General features: G+C 42.2%; 12 protein-coding genes and 3 pseudogenes. 10 read left to right on the top strand and 5 right to left on the bottom strand.

Going from position 1 to position 15926, the window contains the following annotated elements; all coding sequences use genetic code 11:
* Nucleotides 1–930 carry a hypothetical protein gene (locus EH198_RS22635; protein WP_124697791.1) on the top strand — a complete coding sequence of 310 codons (930 nt, stop codon included), beginning with the start codon at nucleotides 1–3 and terminating at the stop codon, nucleotides 928–930.
* A 304-nt stretch (nucleotides 931–1234) separates the two neighbouring features.
* Here EH198_RS22635 and EH198_RS24830 read toward each other — a convergent pair whose 3' ends face one another.
* From EH198_RS24830 to EH198_RS22615, 5 genes are all read right to left on the bottom strand, one after another.
* Nucleotides 1235–1411 (bottom strand): hypothetical protein, encoded by a 177-nt coding sequence (locus EH198_RS24830; RefSeq protein WP_185703028.1) that lies wholly within the window; start codon nucleotides 1409–1411, stop codon nucleotides 1235–1237.
* 166 nt (nucleotides 1412–1577) lie between these two features.
* A complete protein-coding gene (locus EH198_RS22630; RefSeq protein ID WP_124697790.1) occupies nucleotides 1578–2873 on the bottom strand; it encodes an IS110 family RNA-guided transposase in 1296 nt (431 codons plus the stop codon).
* 187 nt (nucleotides 2874–3060) lie between these two features.
* A complete protein-coding gene (locus EH198_RS22625; RefSeq protein ID WP_185703027.1) occupies nucleotides 3061–4263 on the bottom strand; it encodes a Ger(x)C family spore germination protein in 1203 nt (400 codons plus the stop codon).
* Between the two features lie 47 nt (nucleotides 4264–4310).
* Nucleotides 4311–5870, bottom strand: a complete 1560-nt coding sequence (locus EH198_RS22620) for a spore germination protein (RefSeq protein WP_185703026.1) — start codon at nucleotides 5868–5870, stop codon at nucleotides 4311–4313.
* A 213-nt stretch (nucleotides 5871–6083) separates the two neighbouring features.
* Complete coding sequence (locus EH198_RS22615; RefSeq protein ID WP_124697787.1) at nucleotides 6084–7187, bottom strand: GerAB/ArcD/ProY family transporter; 1104 nt, start codon at nucleotides 7185–7187, stop codon at nucleotides 6084–6086.
* Between the two features lie 88 nt (nucleotides 7188–7275).
* On the opposite strand from EH198_RS22615, the pseudogene EH198_RS22610 reads away from it, so the two are divergent.
* From EH198_RS22610 to EH198_RS22570, 9 genes and pseudogenes are all read left to right on the top strand, one after another.
* Nucleotides 7276–7413 (top strand): annotated as a pseudogene (locus EH198_RS22610) (putative PEP-binding protein); the annotation flags it as partial.
* Nucleotides 7414–7767: 354 nt separating this feature from the next.
* A complete protein-coding gene (locus EH198_RS22605) occupies nucleotides 7768–8886 on the top strand; it encodes an ROK family protein (protein WP_124697785.1) in 1119 nt (372 codons plus the stop codon).
* A 176-nt stretch (nucleotides 8887–9062) separates the two neighbouring features.
* Nucleotides 9063–10172, top strand: coding sequence for an MDR/zinc-dependent alcohol dehydrogenase-like family protein (locus EH198_RS22600; RefSeq protein ID WP_124697784.1), 1110 nt, complete (start codon nucleotides 9063–9065; stop codon nucleotides 10170–10172).
* Between the two features lie 26 nt (nucleotides 10173–10198).
* Complete coding sequence (locus EH198_RS22595) at nucleotides 10199–10864, top strand: HAD family hydrolase (RefSeq protein ID WP_124697783.1); 666 nt, start codon at nucleotides 10199–10201, stop codon at nucleotides 10862–10864.
* Between the two features lie 98 nt (nucleotides 10865–10962).
* Entirely contained in the window at nucleotides 10963–12258 is a 1296-nt protein-coding gene (locus EH198_RS22590; RefSeq protein ID WP_124697782.1) for an MFS transporter, read from the top strand.
* Between the two features lie 388 nt (nucleotides 12259–12646).
* Nucleotides 12647–14245, top strand: coding sequence for a xylulokinase (locus tag EH198_RS22585; protein WP_124697781.1), 1599 nt, complete (start codon nucleotides 12647–12649; stop codon nucleotides 14243–14245).
* Between the two features lie 161 nt (nucleotides 14246–14406).
* Nucleotides 14407–14748 (top strand): annotated as a pseudogene (locus EH198_RS22580) (hypothetical protein); the annotation flags it as partial.
* The gene (locus tag EH198_RS22575) at nucleotides 14711–15406 is read left to right on the top strand and encodes an L-ribulose-5-phosphate 4-epimerase (RefSeq protein WP_124697780.1); all 696 of its coding nucleotides are present in this window, start codon (nucleotides 14711–14713) and stop codon (nucleotides 15404–15406) included. The pseudogene EH198_RS22580 and the gene EH198_RS22575, both read left to right, overlap by 38 nt.
* An 84-nt stretch (nucleotides 15407–15490) precedes the next feature.
* Nucleotides 15491–15763 (top strand): annotated as a pseudogene (locus tag EH198_RS22570) (L-arabinose isomerase family protein); the annotation flags it as partial.
* Nucleotides 15764–15926: the final 163 nt, after the last annotated feature.

Below are 15926 nucleotides of genomic sequence, written 5' to 3'. Positions count from 1 at the left end.
ATGGCAGAGCTATGCGTGCGGCCCATCGTCTATGGGAAGTTTGGAAAATGTGTGGAAGTCACAAACGGCATCGTCCAACTCATCGCTACGGTGGAGTTCGGACCGAGAATTATCCGCTTTGGCTTTATTGATGGCGACAATATTTTCTTTGAAGATACCGAGCGGCAGTTTAAAGAAACAGGCGAAGATTTCTCGGCTGTCGGCGGAGGCGAATGGCATATTTACGGAGGACACCGGTTATGGACGAGCCCGGAGTCCGTCCCCAGAACGACATACCCCGATAACGGGCCCGTGCAGTGGCGAACAGCCGGAAATGGCATTGTATTGACCCCCGATGCGGAAACCTGGACCCATGTGCAAAAAGAGATTGAGGTTCAAATGAATCCCGAAAATGGTGAAGTTACGATTTATCACCGTATTACCAATACAGGGGCATGGCCTGTCATGTTTGCACCCTGGGCCTTGTCGGTCATGGCTGAGGGCGGTAAAGCGATCATTCCCCAGGCCAAACGGGAGACGCTCACTCTGCCAAACCGGGTGCTTGCTTTATGGCCCGAAAGTCAAATGAACGACCACCGTGTCTATTGGGGTGATCGTTTTATCCTGCTGCAGCAAGATGAAACGTCGAAACCTTTTAAATTCGGAACGAATAATGAAGAGGGCTGGGCCGCCTATTTCAACAAGGGCCATTTATTCATCAAAACTTACCATCACGACGTTCATGCGGCTTATCCGGATTATGGCGTTTCGTTTGAATGCTATACGAATCACCTTTTTCTGGAACTGGAGACGCTCGGTGAATTAAAGAGCGTAGCGCCGAGGGAGACGGTATCGCATACGGAAAGTTGGAAATTGATTGGAAATGCAAGCTTGTCATTGGACAATGAAAACGAATTGGAATCGGCGATCCGTCCGTATTTGGACAATTAATATAACATTAGCCCGGAATCAAAGAATCGGGGCTACAATAACCTGCTGCAAACCGCAAGCGCGAATGCCGTATGACGGCTAAGCCCATGTGCGAAAGTGGCAGGTTTTATTGTCGCGGTTCTTAACTGGAGATTCTTCCATTTCATTCGCGGCGATGATTGTCAGCGAGTCGACCCTTGATATATCAGGACTTTTAATTTTGTGAATACACATTTTAGTTTACATTTATATTCACTTTAGTGTATGTGTTTATTCTCATCTAGAATGAAATGAGTTAAAAATTGGATAAAAATATATAAAAAAATCATTCCTCTTCCTGTTGCTTTAAACCCATAGACGATTCGGTAACAGGTTCTATATAGCCCGCAACCGGATTTATTCCTTCATTAGCGGAAACCATCATAAATTCCCGTAGTGTAACCGAAGTCTTAGAACCTAATTTCTCCATTTCCTTCATTGCTACGGCTGGATTTCGTTCCAAAGGATAGGCCACCTTTAGAACATCCGTTCTGCCTCTCAAAAGGTGGACGCCGTTTCTTGCTCCTTTACAGGGTCTTTGCCCTTATGGAATAGTTTCCTACGGCTGCTCCATGCTTCATTTGTCTTTGGTCATTCCAGTCCGGTGAGAAACATGAATTCGGTTTTTCTTAAGCTGCCATCTGTAACTGGGCCTGACGTACCGGCCCTAAAACGTCGTTTGCATTATACGGAAGTTGCTTGGTGCCGAGCGTATGAAGGACGCGAATCAGCTTCCCACACAAGGCGACAATCGATTGCTTTTTCTTGAGCGGATTTTGACTTCGCTTCGTGAAGTACTGGTGCAGCGCCTTAAACTCGGCGTTCTTTGCTACCATGGGCATCACTGCCCGAAACAGCAAGGCCCTTAGCCTTGCGCGTCCACGTTTGGTAATGCTGGATTTGCCTTTTTTCTTTCCTGAACTGTTCTCTTTGAGATTCAGTCCGGCCAGCCGAATAATCTGCTGTCCATGCTCGTAACCGCTCAGATCTCCGACTTCCGCCAGGAACCCCGCCAAGGTGACCACAGCCACGCCCGGCACGGTGAGCATCTCTTTCGTTCCCGGGATTTGCGAGAGTAGACGTTCCACCTCGGCCAGAATCTCTTCGAGTTGTCTGGCGAACATTTCGTACTGCTCCAGAAGCGTTTTAATCTCTATTTTTGCTACAGGAAGTCCTTCGGTCAGACCGATGGAACTTCTCGCCGTTTCCATGAGGTGCTGAGCTCGTTTGCCTCCTACGGCTCGTTTCACGTCTTTCTTCCACCGCTGAACGATGGCTTCTGTGCCTAACTCTACGATTTCACCTGGCGTCGGAAACTCGCCCAGCGTAATGAGCGAGGCTTTACCCTCCCAGTCTTTAAATACCTCTGCGTATTCCGGAAAGAAGCGATCCAGCCAATTCTGTACTCGCCTTTGCACCTGTCCGAAGTTCACCATGATCTTCTCCCGAAGATTCATGAGAATCCGCAGATCTGCATAGATGTTCGTCGGCAATTTGGGTTCGCTGTACTTCCCGTTACGCACTAAGTCGGCAATGACTTTAGCATCTTTATAGTCGTTTTTTATCGGTGAATTGTCTTCCAGTTCCTTGCTTTTGTACACATGATGCGGATTGACGATGACCAAAGGAATGCCTTCTCGTCCTAAATATTCAGCCAGTGCAAACCAGTAGTGTCCGGTGGGTTCAATGCCGAAGAGGACGTCGCTCTTGGCATGCTCCCGCTGAAGCTCCTTCATCCACTGAACCAGTTGCTCGAGTCCGGTACGGGTATTGGAAAACACACAATCCTTTCCGAGTTCAATCCACCGAAAGTCGATGGCCCGGGCTACATGGGTTTCTTTAGCAATGTCTGCGCCTACGACAAGGGTCTTGTCGGAAATTCGTGTAATCCGTTGATTCTGTTTCTTCGATTGTTTACACTTCATAGTGAGCGTCCTCCTTTTAATTCGGGCATGAATGTGACTGCATTCGAGACCCAGCATACAGGGGGCGCTTTTTTTGTTCAAACCTCAATTTAATTCATTACAGGAATGGCTCCTTAAAAGCATTCAAGGTATGTTTTGCATTGGCGAACAATCTGTCGAAGGATTAACGCCATCAGTAAATATGTCTTCATTCCTTTTTGACCTCATCTTCCTTTATTTGTAAAGGTGCGCCTGACATACCAGAACGGCGGACAGTGAGATCTATTGCGATAGAGAATTCAGCCTCGGAAAACTTTTCATCCCATTGTTCCTTCAGGGATTTCCACAGTTTCGGATTACTTCGGTTAATTGCCTGGCCAAATCCGAATATATCTACATGGAATTTATTTTGTGCTGCTGATAAGGTGCGCCGCATGCGTTGTTCAAGTGACTTGCACAAGGCATCTTGCACAATTTTCATATTCTGCGGTTGGCTGAGGTCTAAATTGGTATTGTTCTCAAAAATATCTCCTTCCGCTTTCAACGCTATATTAAACTTTATTTTGTTTTCCCGTAAGTACGGATGAATATGAAGCTTCTCCTTAGTTATATTAAGACCGACATTTCCGGGCACACCCGGAATATTTTCCGCTGTGATCGATCCTCGCTTAAACTTTCCAGTCAGTGCAATTAAACCTCCTGTTTCTTCACTATCTAAATAGCCTACGAGTTTGAAATTTTTGAAAACTGCCGTTCCTTTCAACATCAGATTGTCCGGTTCCTTTTGTTCCTCTTCCTGTTGCTTTAAACCCATAGACGATTCGGTAACAGGTTCTATATAGCCCGCAACCGGATTTATTCCTTCATTAGCGGAAACCATCATAAATTCCCGTAGTGTAACCGAAGTCTTAGAACCTAATTTCTCCATTTCCTTCATTGCTACGGCTGGATTTCGTTCCAAAGGATAGGCTACCTTTAGAACATCTCGTCCATCTGTTCCCCTGGCAATTAAAATATAAGTCCGTAAACGTGATTCGGGGTTACGTCCGTACCAATCTAAAATATCTCTAATTCCGTGTTTAGCCAACCGTTCTCCTATAATAAGAACGCTTCGATGAGCTATATACATCTTACGGGACATTTTCTCCTGCTCTTTTTGATCTAAATCGATATTGTTTTTTCCAGTAACCGTCATTGTGATAATTTTCTGTCCGCCGCCCGCCCCGCCTTGACCGTTCTGTCCTTCGCTAGTAAGGTTTGCAGTCTGGATCGTTTCAACCAATTTTCCGTCTTCTGTTAAATCCAATGATGTAGCCATCACAAAAGCAAGATCGTTCACCTCAACACGATCCCAACAACCGGATGTTATAGGTAAAAATAAAAGTAACATGAAGTAAAGGTATCTTTTCATCCTCATGATTTTTCTCCTTTAAAATTAACCGAGTATCGAAAACCAAATTAATTACCATCTTTTCCGCGTTTTGGACTCGGTTTTTGGCCTTCAGGTATACGCTTTGGATTTAGATTTCTTATTATGCGTTCTCGAAAATTCATAGCCCACCAGGGTTTACGTATAACAACATCTTTCAAATCCCCAAGCGAAAGCGGTGAAATGGGGCTGAAATAAGGAACTCCAAATGATCGAAGACTTGCGACATGCAAAAGGAGAGTCAAAATTCCAAGCAAAACTCCATAAAGCCCCAGCGTACCTGCCAAAATAATCATTGGAAAACGAAGCAATCGAATAGCGTTGCCAAAATTGAAGCGCGGAATCGTAAAATTCGCAATTCCAGTAATCGCTACGACAATGACCATCGGAGTAGAAACGATTCCTGCCTGAACAGCTGCTTGTCCAATTACCAATGCTCCAACAATGCTCATTGCTTGGCTAACCGCCCTCGGCAAACGGACCCCCGCTTCGCGTAACGCCTCAAATACGATTTCCATAATCAACGCTTCGACTAATGCAGGGAACGGGACATTTTCTCGTGCAATCGCAATGCTAATAAGCAGGCTTGTTGGAATCATTTCCTGATGGTATGTAGTAAGAGCTACATAAAGAGAAGGCAGAAACAAAGCGATAAGTAGAAAAAGGTAGCGAATCCACCGAATAGAGGTAGAAAGCATGAAACGTTCGTAATAATCTTCGCTTGATTGGAGGGCTGACCAAAAGGTCATAGGGATTATTAACACAAATGGAGTTGTATCCACGAAGATGGCTACTTTTCCTTCCAGCAGCATAGATGCTACAACATCCGGTCGCTCTGTATTATGTACTTGCGGGAAAGGGGAGAACGGAAGATCTTCTATAAATTCTTCGATATACCCGGATTCCATAACCCCGTCGATTTGAATAGAGCTAACTCTTTTCCGGACCTCCTCAATGATTGAATTGGTGGCAATTCCGTTAATATACGCGATGGCCAGATCCGTTTGTGATAGCTCACCAATTGTAAACTTTTCGATTTTTAGGCGCGGGGTTCTTAATCTTTTTCGTAACAGAGCTAAATTAGAAGCAATATTTTCAATAAAAGCCTCTTTCGGCCCACGGATAACCAGCTCGCTCGAAGGTTCTTCAAGACCACGTTTTTCCAAATTTAATACATTTACTAACAATGCTTTATTTTCCCCTTGTGCCAAAACAGCTACATGGCCTCTTAAAACTTGTTGAGTAATATCAGTTACTTTACATAAAGTTTTTGCACCTAAAGCAGAGGTGATTTGTTCCTGAAATAATTGTCTAATACTACTCAAATTACCCAATCCATTTGGCTGATCTTCGTACATCAACGGTTTCAGGATCACGCTTTCAAAGTGCTTCGTATCGATCAGTTCCTCGATGTAAATTACAAGCAAATGAGTATGATCTTTGATCTCAAATGACTGAAATACTACATCAGAACAGTTTTCGAATATGTTAGTAAAAATTTGCTTGTTTTGGGTGATATCCGTTGTCAATTGTATAAGATGATCATCAGAATATTGAGTTTCCTGTTTTGATATAAATTTTTGATTCATACAGAAATCCCCCATTTTAAATGTTAACTACGAATTAAACTATCACTTCAATCCCCTGATTTCTTATTAATCCAGGTGATAATCGAAAACATAAGAGCTAAGACGACCAGAAACATTTGCATAAACCAGGGGTATTTTAACATCATATCCGAATGCCATGGAAATTCCATTTTCATTTTGTTAGCATCCTCCATCATATGACAATTTTAGCGTTCAACCCTTATTTTGATTGAATAGCTTTTGTCGAATCAAGGCTACAACCAGCAGCATGCTGGGGAAAACAAACCATAAGGGAATCGTAAAATAAGGAGCCAAAATTTTCATATGAACGCCATTGATATGCGACGCAACGTTGTCAGTCATTGTTAACCCCATAAATAATGAGCTAATGATAACCGGTAATATAAATTGGCGGCTGTTTTTCGAATTTGTCAAAAGTTGAATGGCACGGATTGAGCAAAAGAGGTGGAGAGAAATTTTAAAAAACGCAGTGACAACAAAATACAGCACACCAATCGCGTCTAGGTTTTCAATAAAATCAGCAAGACTTATTTCTCTGATCAATGAGTACAAGGGATAAGTACTGCGTTGAAATGTTATTTCACCAAATACAGAGATGGCAAATATGTTGGATAATGTCAGTACTGTACCCGTGAGGATTGTAGCGAATAACGTTGTTTTAACAATCTTGTCCTGTTGTTCAACAAGAGGCCAAATCATCGCAAATTGAACAGTTTCTCCGAATGTTTGAGTGAGACCGACAGGCCAAATAGGTTTTAAAACCCGTTCCAACCCTTCCCCGGCAATCGGAAATAGATTTTCTGCATGTACGACTCCAGAGCTAATAAGTAAGATGATCTCGGTACAAAACAACACGAGAAAGAACGGCAGCAAAAATTCTCCAACTCGTCCGAAAGTTTCGATTCCGAGATATACCCCATAAGCAATTACTAACATCAACACTGTAAGAAAAAATATAGGGGGAGTGCGAGGCAAAATCGTTGTTGGAACCAGATCCTGTAAATCAGCGAGCATCCGACCGCCCCCGTATATTTGATACAGCGGATACAGCCAGGCAATGGGTGTACCAAGCCACTTCCCAAATTGCTTCGGATACCACTCAACAAGGGTCAAGCCTGGATGCAAACGCATTAGTACAAGATAAACTGAAATGATGAATATCCCTATTAATGTAGAAATTAGCATACTAATCCAGGCGTCTCTGCCTGCAGCGGAGGCGAAGCCGAATATAATTGTAGTTCCAATTTGAAATAAAATTGTAAGAACAAAAAGTTGATAATTCGATATTTTTTGCATAACTTCGACATCCTCCAGCTATAGAACAAAAGTTTATGAAGCATATACTTTCCTAATATTTTGGAATCTATTCAACATAATTCATGGACATCGGATGGAGTTCCTCTTTATGAGACGCAGCTCTATGCCTGACGAAGTGACACAGTTTCAGGCCTATAAGACCGCCGCCGAAGCGATGGATGGCAGGCCCGTAGTCATCCGGACGGTGGACATCGGGGGGATCAAGTAGCTCCCGTATCTGGACCTGCCACATGAAATGAAACCGTTCCTCGGCTACCGGGCCAAGTGGAATCCGACGATCTTACAGCAATATAAATCATGATACCGGCCAGGTATAGCCAACCTTCGCGGGTCGTATTTCAATAAACTATTCAAAGAGAAAATCGGAATGTCTCCACTTGAATATCAATGAAATTTAGTTCTGGTAAATCTATTATGTATACCTGCAGGAACAGATGTATCTGGTTGGAAGATGAAACAATGACTGGAGGCTCACTTGATGTTTTTTTATAAAGGTATTATGATAAATAAAATATTCTAGTCATCTTTTATAAAAGGGTTTAATAAATGGAGGCTTCCAATGGAAGAGAAAACAGTTAATATTAAAGATTTTAACCGAAATCGAATTTATAAGTTGCTGCGTCAAAAACAAAGTTTATCTAAACAAGACATCGCTTATCAATTGCAATTAAGTCTTCCAACAGTTACGCAAAACTTAAATCACTTACTTAATCAAAACTTGATCGCTAATACAGGCAGAATTGGAAATACAGGGGGGCGAAATGCCCAAGCTTTTTCATATATTAATGACGCCAAAGTAGCAATAGGCTTAGATATTACAGGAAATTATATAATAACCGTGGTTGTAGATTTAAGTGGAAATATTATAAAGATAAATCGAAGAAGGCAGAGTTTTGAAGTTTCGGATTCGTATTTCCGCATTTTAGGGGATATAATTCAAGAGATAATCAAAGAATCGAATCTAGACGAATCCAAAGTATTAGGTGTTGGCATCGGTGTTCCAGGTTTGATCACGGAAGATTACCAGACTGTTTTTTATGGGAAGATCCTAGATTTTACGGGAGAAACCTTACAACGATTTGCAAAATACATTCCATATCCGGCAATATTGATCAATGATGCAAATGCAGCCGGGTTTTCTGAGATGTGGGTAACTCCGGAAACGAAGAATGCTTTCTATATTTCTTTGAGTACAAATATTGGAGGGGCCGTATATATTGGGAATAAGGTATTTGCTGGAGAAAATCAAAAAAGTGGAGAAATCGGCCATATGACTATTATGCCTGACGGGCTTCCTTGTTATTGCGGGCAAAAGGGTTGTCTAGAAGTATATTGTTCTGCTGCAATATTATCAAACGCGGCGGGGGACAGTCTAGAAAAGTTTTTCGAGCAAGTAAAGGAAGGAAACCCTGAAAAGGTAATGTTGTGGGATAAGTATCTAAGGTATCTATCGATCGCCATTAATAACATTAGATTGTTATTTGATTGTGACATTATTCTCGGAGGTTATGTAGGCTCTTTTATGGACGATCATATTGATACTTTGAAAAAGTTGGTTGCTGCAAGAAATACGTTTGAAGATCATGCAGACTTTCTGCGTATATGCAATTATAAAACGGCAGCAATTGCTGCCGGAGCGGCTCTGCCTTTTATTGACCAGTTCATAAATGAAATCTAAAAAAGTTGAAATGAAACAATATTGCATGGAGTTTGATAAGGAACGCTCAGTTCCAAAAATTATCAAACCCATGCTTTTTTGTGTTGACAACAAAGTTTAGAGACAGTATGATTACATCAAGTGGTTTTATAAAACCGCTTTACAAAAAGACTTTATTATCGAAAGGTGGATTTAAAATGAATGAGCAAGCTTCTAGACTAAAGGTATTAAACCGAAAAGTACCGCCAACTATGAAAGCGCTTGTATCGTATGGTAAAGATGACTATCGTTTTGAACCCGAGTATCCGACGCCTGAGTGTGGACCGGACGATATAATCATTAAAACTGAAGCATGCGGCGTATGTGCAGGTGATTTGAAATGTCAGCATGGAGCAGCCATGTTCTGGGGGGATGAGACGCAACCCCAATGGGTAAAGCCGCCTTTTATTCCAGGTCATGAGTTTTTAGGAACAATCGTTGAAGTTGGAGAAAATGTAACCGGATTCATATTGGGTGATCGTGTAACAGCGGACCAAATAGTACCGTGCCAAGAATGCAGATTCTGTAAAAGCGGCCAATATTGGATGTGTCAACCTCATAATATTTTCGGGTTCCAACAAGAAAATAACGGGGGGATGGCTGAATATGTCCGGTACCCAAAAACTTCTCTTGTTCACAAGGTGCCAAATGAGATGGATTTGGAGTCTGCATTATTGATTGAACCCTATGCCTGCTCTAAACATGCAGTTGACCGGGCGTTAATCGGATGTGAAGACATCGTTGTTATTTCGGGTGCTGGACCGTTGGGCTTGGGGATGATCACCTATGCGCGAATGAAAAATCCTAAGAAACTGGTGGTTCTTGATCTTATTGATAATCGCCTGGAGAAGGCTAAGGAATTTGGTGCAGATATTGTATTGAATCCTCGCGAAACAGACGTCATTCAAGCCATTCTTGATATGACGGATGGTTACGGATGTGACATCTATATTGAAGCTACAGGACACCCTTCTAGTGTTACACAAGGTTTAAGTATGATAAGAAAGCTTGGACGTTTTGTGGAATTCAGCGTATTTGGTGCACCGACTACAGTGGATTGGTCCATCATCGGTGACCGCAAAGAACTGGATATTTTAGGTGCTCACTTAAGTCCGTATTGTTATCCTTTCGTAATTGATAATATCTCCAACGGTAATCTTAAAACCAACGGTGTCGTTACTCGTTGTTTTCCGATTGAACAATGGGAAGAAGCTTTTGAATATGCTTCCGGAAAATACGGTGATTTGAAGGTGGCAATAACATTTTAAGAGAAGGAAAATGTGGAGAGCCCAATATGACGATTAAATTGGTAATCTTTGATATGGATGGAGTTATTGTCGATAGCGAACCATTTCATGAGATTGCTAAACGAAAAATCCTCCATGAATTAGGGATCAACAAAGAGATGGATTTTACGTGGTCAATTGGTCGACCCAATAAGGAGTTCTGGGATCGAATGATTGATGCGTATCAGTTGCGGCAGAGTCCTGAAGAATTGGAAAAGCTTCAATATGATCATATTGTTGAACAGATGAGATCTCTCAGTGTAAGTGCAATGGAAGGATTATCCGATGTGCTTCAGTGGTTGAAGACAAACAATATCCTGATTGGACTTGCTTCTTCTTCCAATCGGTATTTTATCGATCAAGTCCTCAATCATCTAAGGCTTACTGAATGTTTTAACTTCACCACAGCTGGGGATGAGGTTTCCAACAAAAAACCGGCTCCTGATGTCTACAAAAAAGTATTATCAGAAGCGGGAGTTTTGGCAAAGAATGCTGTGGCAGTTGAGGATTCGGCTGCAGGCACCTTTTCTGCTGTTGCTGCAGGTTTAACTTGCATCGGTTACTGGGACCCTAAAACACCTTTTCAAGATTTATCTCTTACTACGACCATAATATCTGAGCTCAAACAAGTCATAACTGTTATAAATGAAATGATAAATCCCCAAAAAGCGTGATTTTTGATACTTTCTCTAGTCGGTGACAGATTGCGGAGAGAAGAACAGTTTCTTCTCTCCGTAGTCGAGTTACTTTAAATCTAATAGCAAATAAAATGATGAAAGAAGGGAAGTATATGAGAGGGATATACTTTTTAGATCGAATAGGGATTCCTTCCTCCTTAGCATGGGGTTATATTGGAATACTCATTTTTATGATGGGTGATGGTTTGGAAGCAGGATGGCTAAGCCCTTATCTGGTAGAGCAGGGGCTTTCTATACAACAATCGGGTGTATTGTTTACTGTTTACGGCATTACTATTGCGATATCATCTTTCCTTTCAGGTGTATTGGTCGATTTCATGGGTCCTAGAAAAGCAATGCTTGTTGGTTTAGTACTGTATATACTTGGCTCAGCCGGGTTTGTTGGGTTAGGGATCACGACGTTATCTTTTGAAGGAATGTTACCTACTTATGCTCTTAAAGGTCTTGGTTATCCTTTGTTTGCTTACTCTTTTCTTGTTTGGATTGTTTATCGAACACCACAAAATAAGCTTGGTTCCGCTGTTGGTTGGTTCTGGTTCGTATTTACTGCTGGAATGAACGTACTTGGGGCCTATTATTCAACTTGGGCTCTTAAAAATCTGGGACCGGTCAACACATTATGGAGCGCAATGGTATGGGTTCTGATTGGAGCACTTTTTGCCCTTGTATTCAATCGTGGTGAAAAACTGAATATTACGAAATCATCAAAGGGCGGCAGTAAACTAAAAGATATAGCCGGCGGATTAGCGGTAGTCAAAAGAGAGCCGAAAATTGCACTGGCAGGTATTGTGAGAATAATTAACACAGCAGCCCAATTTGGTTTTCCTGTATACATGCCCCTCTATATGGAGAGTCAAGGTATTAGCACTTCTTCCTGGCTGCATCTTTGGGCAATGATTTTTATAGGCAATATTGCTTTTAATTTATTATTTGGGCTTATAGGAGATAAATTCGGTTGGAGAAATACAGTAATGTGGTTCGGTTGTGTTGGGTCAGCGATCTTTGCTTTATTGCTTTTTTATAGTCCTCAGATAGTAACTGGAAATGTATATCTTGTTCAAGTCATTGGGGTTCTATGGGGAGGATGCTTGGCTGGATACGTGCCATTGTCTGCTCTTGTACCTTCTTTGGTCAAGGCAGAAAAAGGGGCGGCAATGTCAATTTTAAATTTGGGAGCAGGTTTGAGTGCTTTCGTAGGGCCTGGCCTTGTTACATTGTTTGTCGGAATCCTTGGTTATACTGGAGTAACATGGATGTTTGCAGGTCTTTTTCTAGCATCTGGCGTTATGATGATCTTTATTACACTGCCTGCAGAGAAAAATGAAGTTGTTGCATCTGTTATAAACAAGGAAATTGTAAACGCTAAATAAGTAGTATTCCCTTAGAGTAGTGAAATAACAAAGAAACTTACTTCTACGGAGTAGATCGCCGGAATCATTTCCAGTTGCTATATGAGTACAATAAGATTTGGTTCAGGAATAATCTTTTGAGAAGAACTTTGATCCGAGGTTGTAGCAACAGCAAGATATTCATTCAATGATTATTGGGCTAAAACACCTTCCATGCAAAATTGCTCTTAAGCGTGCCAGCATGGCAAGGGTAAGGCATAAACTGTCACTATTATTACACCATTTCAAACAAGCAAACCCCAGATTTTTCGCCGCCAGCGCACATTTAATAAAATGTATAGAATATTTCATAAATAATATTAATTATCTGTATTGTCAAAATTATTGGTTTTAAAATGGAGGAAAATTCATGAGTCTTGATGTGAAAAATGCCATTCAGAGCGGCAAAACAATACTTGGTATTGAGCTTGGTTCAACCCGAATTAAGGCAGTTCTCATCGGTGAAGATCAGGCACCTATCGCTTCCGGTAGTCATGTCTGGGAAAATAGCTATGTAAACAATATCTGGACTTACAGCTTAGAAGATATCTGGAAGGGTTTACAGGACAGCTATCAAAAGATGGCTAACGATGTGAGACAACAATATGGGGTAACGTTACAAACTATTGGAGCACTTGGTTTAAGCGGCATGATGCATGGCTATATGGTTTTCGACAAAGCTGGAGAACTACTGGTACCCTTCCGCACATGGCGAAACAATATTACCGAAAAAGCTTGTGAAGAATTGACAAAAGTGTTTAACTACCATATTCCTCAACGATGGAGTATTGCTCATCTTTATCAAGCTATCTTAAATGAGGAAGAGCATATAGCTGATATTAGTTACCTAACAACTGTATCAGGATATATCCATTGGAAATTGACTGGAAGCAAGGTTCTGGGCGTTGGTGATGCATCCGGTATGTTTCCTATAGATGTGAATACAAAAAACTATAATGTAAGGATGATGAATCAGTTCAATGAGTTGATTACGTCCAAAAACCTTCCATGGAAGCTTGAGGATATTCTTCCTAATGTTTGCGTAGCTGGTGAAGGGGCTGGCATACTTTCAGAAGAAGGAGCTAATTTTTTGGATATTACCGGTGAGTTGAAGTCCGGCATTCCGCTTTGTCCGCCGGAAGGTGATGCAGGAACCGGTATGGTAGCAACCAACAGCGTAGCAAAGCGGACCGGTAATGTATCTGCCGGAACCTCCGTATTTGCAATGGTTGTACTCGAAAAAGAATTGTCAAAGGTATATTCCGAGATTGATCTCGTTACAACTCCTGCTGGTAACCTGGTAGCAATGGCTCATTCCAATAACTGCTCCACAGACCTGAATGCATGGGTTGGATTATTTGAGGAATTTGCAAAAGCAATGGGTCTGGATGTTGACAAGAATAATTTATATGGAACTTTATATAACTTAGCACTTCAAGGGGACCCGGACTGTGGCGGCTTATTGGCTTATGGCTATCACTCCGGAGAACATATGACCCATTTTGAAGAAGGTCGTCCATTGTTTGTGCGTTTATCTGATAGTAAATTCAACTTGGCTAATTTCATGCGTGTACATTTATTTACTGCATGGGGCGCGCTAAAAATCGGAATGGATATTCTTCTCAAACAAGAAGGAGAGAAATTGGATCAAATCTTAGGCCATGGCGGCTTATTCAAGACTCAAGGTGTTGGACAGAGTATCATGGCTGCTGCTCTTAATGTTCCCGTTTCCGTTATGGAAACGGCTGGAGAGGGTGGAGCATGGGGTATCGCGCTGCTTGCATCCTATATGATCAACAAGTCGGAGACTGAGACGTTAGAAGAGTATCTAAACCAGAATGGATTTGCAGGAAAAAAAGGTGTGACGATTTCACCTGATCCTAAGGATGTTGAAGGCTTTGAAGAATTTATGAAACGTTATACCAAGGGACTTGCTATCGAAAGAGCAGCAGTAGATTATCTTAAATAGATTATAAACCTGAATTTCGAAAGTGACTCTGTTTGAAAAATGAAAAAGATGCTCAAATCTTTGGTAGAACGGTGTTTGACGAGAACATCACCCACGAAGAGAGGAACACCTTTTAGGTGAAGTCTATCACATCTACCATCAAAATCAAGAGCGTATTTTGTCCTATCGTCGGACAAAAAATTGTTGCAGCAGCAATGAACGTTCCGGTCTCCGTTATGGCAATAGCCGGAGAGGGCGGGGTGTGGGGAATGGAGATTTTGGCTACTTACATGATAAACAAAGAGCAACAGGAAAGTCTGGAAGATCTCCTCGATCAACAAGTCTTTAAAGGGGTTGAGGGGCAAGAAATTTTTCCGGATGGTTCTGATGTTAAAGGATTTGAGGCTTTTATGGAACGATACACGAAAGGGTTGGCGATTGAGCAGATCGCTGTAGATTATCTCGTAGAGAACTGGAGGGCTGTACGTGTTAGAGCGACTCAAAGAGGAAGTATACCAGGCTAATCTGGACTTGCCTAAGCATGGACTCGTGAAATATACCTGGGGTAATGTAAGTGCGGTTGACCGTGAAAGTGGCTTGTTCGTGATCAAGCCCAGCGGAGTCAGCTACGACAAGATGAAGCCCAGCGATATGGTGGTCGTTGATTTTGACGGCAATGTGGTTGAAGGAGAGCTCAGACCTTCTTCCGATACACCGACTCACGCCGTGCTTTACAAGCATTACGCCGAGATCGGCGGCATCGTACACACGCATTCCACCTGGGCGACCGTTTGGGCCCAAGCCGGCCTCGATGTACCTGTAATGGGGACTACGCATGCCGATACCTTCTATGGTTCCATCCCTTGTGCCCGCTTCTTGACACAGGAAGAGACTGATCGCGGTTACGAAGCCGAAACCGGACGTGTAATCATCGAAACGTTCGAGCAGCGTGGGCTGGATATTATGGCTGTTCCGGGTGTCTTGCTTAAGGGGCATGCTCCATTCACCTGGGGCGAGGATGCGAAGTCAGCCGTAATGAACAGCGTCGTGATGGAAGAAGTCTCGAAAATGAACTTGTTCGCACGCGAATTAAATCATTTTGCCGAAGAACTGCCGCAGCGGATTCTGGATAAGCACTATCTGCGGAAACATGGGAACGACGCTTACTACGGCCAAAAGTAATACACCAATCAAACAAAGGGAAAAGGATTAGCATAATGTCAACAGTAGCTACCAAAGAATTCTGGTTTGTCGTAGGTTCACAGCGCCATTAAACGTTTCCTTGATGATGGTGGTTACAATGCCTTCATAACTAACTTTGAAGATTTATATGGTATGAAACAACTTCCTGGTCTTGCCGTCCAACGTTTTGATGGCAAGAGGATATGGCTTTGCTGGTGAAGGAGATTGGAAGACTGCAGCGCTTGATCGCTTGCTTAAAGTGATGAGCCATAATTAACTGGCTTTATAGAAGATTAAACCAATAAATTAGCTGTCGGTCAAGAATCTGGCCTGCAATCACACATGCTTGAAGTAGACCTTTGGCAAGTAACATACCCAAAATTATCGATTCTCTATGGTGCTACACGATGTCAAGACAGTGAATTTGAATTCTTTAAGGTGTGAAAATAATTACAAAGTCAGTGTACCACCCGGGGAACAGGTGGAGGGCAAAGCCCAAGCGAAGGCGCGGGAGGGGAAC

It is taken from the genome of Paenibacillus rhizophilus (assembly GCF_003854965.1).
Taxonomy (GTDB): Bacteria; Bacillota; Bacilli; order Paenibacillales; family Paenibacillaceae; genus Paenibacillus_AQ; species Paenibacillus_AQ rhizophilus.
The sequence above is the reverse complement of the archived record's forward strand: the minus strand, read 5'-3'. Positions and strand labels throughout refer to the sequence as shown.